Genomic DNA, 5,368 nt, shown 5'->3' with positions numbered 1-5,368 from the left:
GAGCTTGTAAAAAATTGATTAGAAAAACAGATATTAAGGTTGATCATTTACCGCTTCAATTATCATTGCCAATTATGTGCAGTAGGGTGAACGAAGCTTTGCTTGATTTATGTGGTCTTCAGCAGACTATTTTGAAAGGTCATAATTGTGTGGTTAATTCAGCGGCGTTTAGTCCTGATGGTAAACAGATTGCATCAGGCTCATGGGATAGAACCGTGCGTATATGGGATATTGATACCGGTGCATGTCTGCATACATTACAAGGTCATACTTATTGGGTGAGATCAGCAGCATTCAGTCCGGATGGTAAACAGATTGTATCAGCATCACGTGATAGAACCGTGCGTATATGGGATACTGACACCGGTGCATGTTTGCATACGTTACAAGGTCACATTCGTGATGTGGATTCAGCAGCATTCAGTCCGGATGGCAAACAGATTGTATCAGCATCACGTGATAGAACCGTGCGTATATGGGATATTGATACCGGTGCATGTCTGCATACGTTACAAGGTCATACTAGTTGGGTTAGTTCAGCAATGTTCAGTCCTGATGGTAAACAGATTGCATCAGGCTCATGGGATAGAACCGTGCGTATATGGGATATTGATACCGGTGTATGTCTGCATACGTTACAAGGTCATACTGGTTGGGTTAATTCAGCGGCGTTTAGTCCTGATGGTAAACAGATTGCATCAGCCTCATGGGATGCCACCGTGCGCATATGGGATACTGACACCGGTGCATGTCTGCATATATTACAAGGTCATACTCATACAGTGAGTTCAGCAGCATTCAGTCCGGATGGTAAACAGATTGTATCAGCATCAGATGATAATACAGTGCGCATATGGGATACTGATACCGGTGCATGTCTGCATATATTACAAGGTCATATATTACAAGGTCATACTTATGGTGTGAATTCAGCAGCATTCAGTCCGGATGGCAAACAGATTGTATCGGCATCAGATGATAAAACAGTGCGTATCTGGCGGGATTATAAAAAGTGGTTAAAGCTATGTCCTTATGAGCTTATTCAATTACTTGATAAAGCACGTATATCTTGGCAGGAAAAAACAGCTTATCAGCTGACAGAAGATGATCAAAAGATTATTGATGAATATGACCAACATGCACTATTAGTATTGCTCAAGGATGAACGTTTATTCAACATCGATAGTTCGGAAGGTTAAATGGAGATTTTAATGAAAAAAATAGTTATTGTTAGCTTAATCAGTTTATCAGCTTTTGCAGCAGATGGGCCGGATGTTCAAGAGCCTGAAGCTAAAAGAATGAGATGTGCTGATCCAACTGCAGAGTTAATTACCATTAGATTAGATGATAAACCATTGTCATTTGACTCTGTTGTTTTAAACAAATGTGGAACGTTCAGAGAGATGTGCAAGGATTTTGGTCATAAAGATCACAAAACTATACCCACTGATCTTGTGCAAAGCATTGCGCAAGATCACATCTTTAAAGGACTTACTCATTCTCAAGCAAAACGGTTTCTTTATCTACTCAATGTGGAAAGTACGGATGAAATGCATAAGCATTTGGCGCAACACATTTCTGATCATGAAGATAAAAAAGAAGAACAAAAAGAACAGGTATGCGAAGATCTGTTGGCACTTTATCAAAAAGCTGATCATATGAACGCTTCCTTAGTGCAAAGAGCTTGTAAAAAATTGATTAGAAAAACAGATATTAAGGTTGATCATTTACCGCCTCAATTATCATTGCCAATTATGTACAGTAGGATCAATAAAGCTTTGCTTGGTTTATGTGGTTTTCAGCAGACTGTTTTGAAAGGTCATGATTGGACTGTTAGTTCAGTAGTGTTTAGTCCGGATGGTAAACAGATTGCATCAGCATCAGGTGATAATACAGTGCGTATATGGAATGCACAAACAGGTGACTGTTTGCATACATTACGAGGTCATACTCGTTATGTGAATTCAGCAGCATTTAGTCCTGATGGCAAAAAGATTGCATCAGCCTCATGGGATAATACAGTGCGTATATGGAATGTACAAGCAGGTGACTGTTTGCATACTTTACAAGGTCATGCTCGTGGTGTGAAATCAGCAGCATTCAGTCCGGATGGTAAACAGATTGCATCAACATCATGGGATAGAACCGTGCGTATATGGGATACTGACACCGGTGCATGTCTGCATACGTTACGAGGCCATACCGGTTGGGTGAGATCAGCAGCATTTAGTCCTGATGGTAAACAGATTGTATCAAACTCACTGGATTATACGGTGCGTATATGGGATGCTCAAATATGGGATGCTCAAACAGGTGACTGTCTGCATACTTTGAGAGGTCATACCGGTTGGGTGTATTCAGCAGTGTTTAGTCCGGATGGTAAACAGATTGCATCGGCATCATCTGATAAAACTGTGCGCATATGGCGGGATTATAAAAAGTGGTTAAAGCAATGTCCTTATGAGCTTATTCAATTACTTGATAAAGCACGTATATCTTGGCAGAAAAAAACAGTTTATCAGCCAACAGAAAATGATCAAAAGATTGTTGATAGATATGCTCAACATGCAACATGTGCATTGCTCAAAGATAAACGTTTATTTAGTGAAAAAAATAGCTATTATGATCAACATGCACCATTTGCATTGCTCTATGCACTATTTGCATTATGCACTATTTGCATTGCTCAAAGATAAACGTTTTTCGAAAAGTTAATTAAGAGGATCACCATGAAAAAAATAGTATTGAGTAGCTTGTTTGTATTATCAGCTTTTGCAGCAGATGGGCCGGATGTTCAAGAGCCTGAAGCTAAAAGAATGAGATGTGCTGATCCAACTGCAGAGTTAATTACCATTAGATTAGATGATAAACCATTGTCATTTGACTCTGTTGTTTTAAACAAATGTGGAACGTTCAGAGAGATGTGCAAGGATTTTGGTCATAAAGATCACAAAACTATACCCACTGATCTTGTGCAAAGCATTGCGCAAGATCACATCTTTAAAGGACTTACTCATTCTCAAGCAAAACGGTTTCTTTATCTACTCAATGTGGAAAGTACGGATGAAATGCATAAGCATTTGGCGCAACACATTTCTGATCATGAAGATAAAAAAGAAGAACAAAAAGAACAGGTATGCGAAGATCTGTTGGCACTTTATCAAAAAGCTGATCATATGAACGCTTCCTTAGTGCAAAGAGCTTGTAAACAGTTGATTGCAAAAACAGATATTGACTTTGATCATTTACCGCCTCAATTATCATTGCCAATTATGTGCAGTAGGATCAATAAAGCTTTGTTTGATTATCTTGGTTATCAGCAGACTGTTTTGAAAGGTCATGATCGTTGGGTTAATTCAGCAGTATTTAGTCCAGATGGCAAACAGATTGCATCAGCATCAGATGATGCAACCGTGCGTATATGGGATGTTGATGCCGGTGTATGTCTGCATATATTACAGGGTCATACTCGTAGAGTTAGTTCAGCAGTATTTAGTCCGGATAGTAAACAGATTGCATCAGCCTCATGGGATGAAACCGTGCGCATATGGGATACTGACACCGGTGCATGTCTGCAGACATTACAAGGTCATACTCTTGATGTTACTTCAGCAGCATTCAGTCCAGACGGTAAACATATTGCATCAGCCTCATGGGATAAAACCGTGCGTATATGGGGTGCTCAAACAGGTGCATGTTTGCGTACGTTACGAGGTCATACCAGTTTTGTGAATTCAGCAGCATTTAGTCCTGATGGCAAAAAGATTGCATCAGCCTCATGGGATAAAACAGTGCGTATATGGGATACTGACACCGGTGCATGTCTGCATATATTACAAGGTCATGATCGTTGGGTTAATTCAGCAGTATTTAGTCCTGATGGCAAACAGATTGCATCAGCATCAGATGATGAAACCGTGCGCATATGGGATACTGACACCGGTGCATGTCTGCATATATTACAGGGTCATACTCGTAGAGTTAGTTCAGCAGGGTTTAGTCCTGATGGCAAACAGATTGCATCAGCCTCATGGGATAAAACTGTGCGTATATGGAATGCTCAAACAGGTGATTGTAAGCATATTTTGAGAGGTTACACCGGTTGGGTGAAATCAGTAGCATTCAGTCCTGATGGTAAACAGATTGCATCAGCATCATCTGATAAAACTGTGCGCATATGGCGGGATTATAAAAAGTGGTTAAAGCAATGTCCTTATGAGCTTATTCAATTACTTGATAAAGCACGTATATCTTGGCAGGAAAAAACAGTTTATCAGCCGATAGAAGATGATCAAAAAATTCTTGATAGATATGATCAACATGCAGTATGTGCATTGCTCAAAGATAAACCTTTATTTAGTGAAAAAAAATAGCTATCATGATCAACGTGCATTATTAGCATTGCTCAAAGATAAACGTTTTTCGAAAAGTTAATTAAGAGGATCACCATGAAAAAAATAGTATTGAGTAGCTTGTTTGTATTATCAGCTTTTGCAGCAGATGGGCCGGATGTTCAAGAGCCTGAAGCTAAAAGAATGAGATGTGCTGATCCAACTGCAGAGTTAATTACCATTAGATTAGATGACAAACCATTGTCATTTGACCCTGTTGTTTTAAACAAATGTGGAACGTTTAGAAAGATGTGTCAGAGTTTTAGCTATGAAGATCACAAAACTGTATTCACTGATTTTGTGCAAAGCATTGCTCAGCATCACATTTTCAACGGGCTTACTCAGCCTCAAGCAAAACGGTTTCTTTATTTGCTCAATGTGGAAAGTAAAGATGAAATGCATAAGCATTTGGCGCAATACATTTCTGATCATGAACAAAAAAAACAGGCACGCAAAGATCTGTTGGCACTTTATCAAAAAGCTGATTACCTGCGTGTTCCATCAGTGCAAAAAGTCTGTAAACAGTTGATTGCAAAAACAGATATTGACTTTGATCATTTACCGCTTCAATTATCATTGCCGATTATGCACAGTAGGATCAATAAAGCTTTGCTTGGCTTATGTGGTCTTCAGCAGACTGTTTTGAAAGGTCATGATGATTCTGTTTTGTTAGCAGTTAGTCCGGATGGCAAACAGGAGGCATCAGCCTCACGTGATAGAACAGTGCGCATACGGTATACTGATACCGGTGCATGTCTGCATATATTACGAGGTTCTATTGGTCGGTTTCTTTCAGTAGCATCATTCAGTCCTGATGGCAAACAGATTGTATCAGCATCATTGGATGAAACCGTGCGCATATGGGATATTGACACTGGTGATTGTTTGCATACTTTAGAAGGTCATGATGAGTATGTTAGTTCAGCAGTATTTAGTCCGGATGGTAAACAGATTGTATCAGCATCAGATGATAGAAC

Annotated in this window: 4 protein-coding genes; all 4 read left to right on the top strand. The window is 39.5% G+C overall.

What is annotated here, in order from left to right:
• Nucleotides 1-1,199, top strand: a 1,199-nt coding sequence (locus tag WD055_06520) for a WD40 repeat domain-containing protein (protein MEX0849858.1), incomplete at its 5' end; no start/stop codon positions are given.
• Nucleotides 1,200-1,211: 12 nt separating this feature from the next.
• On the top strand, nt 1,212-2,696 hold the full coding sequence (locus WD055_06515) for a WD40 repeat domain-containing protein (GenBank protein ID MEX0849857.1): 1,485 nt from the start codon (nt 1,212-1,214) through the stop codon (nt 2,694-2,696).
• A 33-nt stretch (nt 2,697-2,729) separates the two neighbouring features.
• Nucleotides 2,730-4,373 carry a WD40 repeat domain-containing protein gene (locus WD055_06510; protein MEX0849856.1) on the top strand — a complete coding sequence of 548 codons (1,644 nt, stop codon included), beginning with the start codon at nt 2,730-2,732 and terminating at the stop codon, nt 4,371-4,373.
• Nucleotides 4,374-4,448: 75 nt separating this feature from the next.
• On the top strand, nt 4,449-5,368 hold a 920-nt coding region (locus WD055_06505), incomplete at its 3' end, for a hypothetical protein (protein MEX0849855.1).

This window comes from Candidatus Dependentiae bacterium, from assembly GCA_040878395.1.
GTDB lineage: Bacteria > Babelota > Babeliae > Babelales > Vermiphilaceae > JAKBEL01.
Note: the sequence above shows the minus strand (reverse complement) of the source record. Positions and strands in the feature narration are given on the sequence as shown.

Bases quoted from the DNA above. Each gene is read 5' to 3' on its own strand.
- WD055_06515 (MEX0849857.1), top strand. From the start codon at position 1,212: ATGAAAAAAATAGTTATTGTTAGCTTAATCAGTTTATCAGCTTTTGCA.
- WD055_06510 (MEX0849856.1), top strand. From the start codon at position 2,730: ATGAAAAAAATAGTATTGAGTAGCTTGTTTGTATTATCAGCTTTTGCA.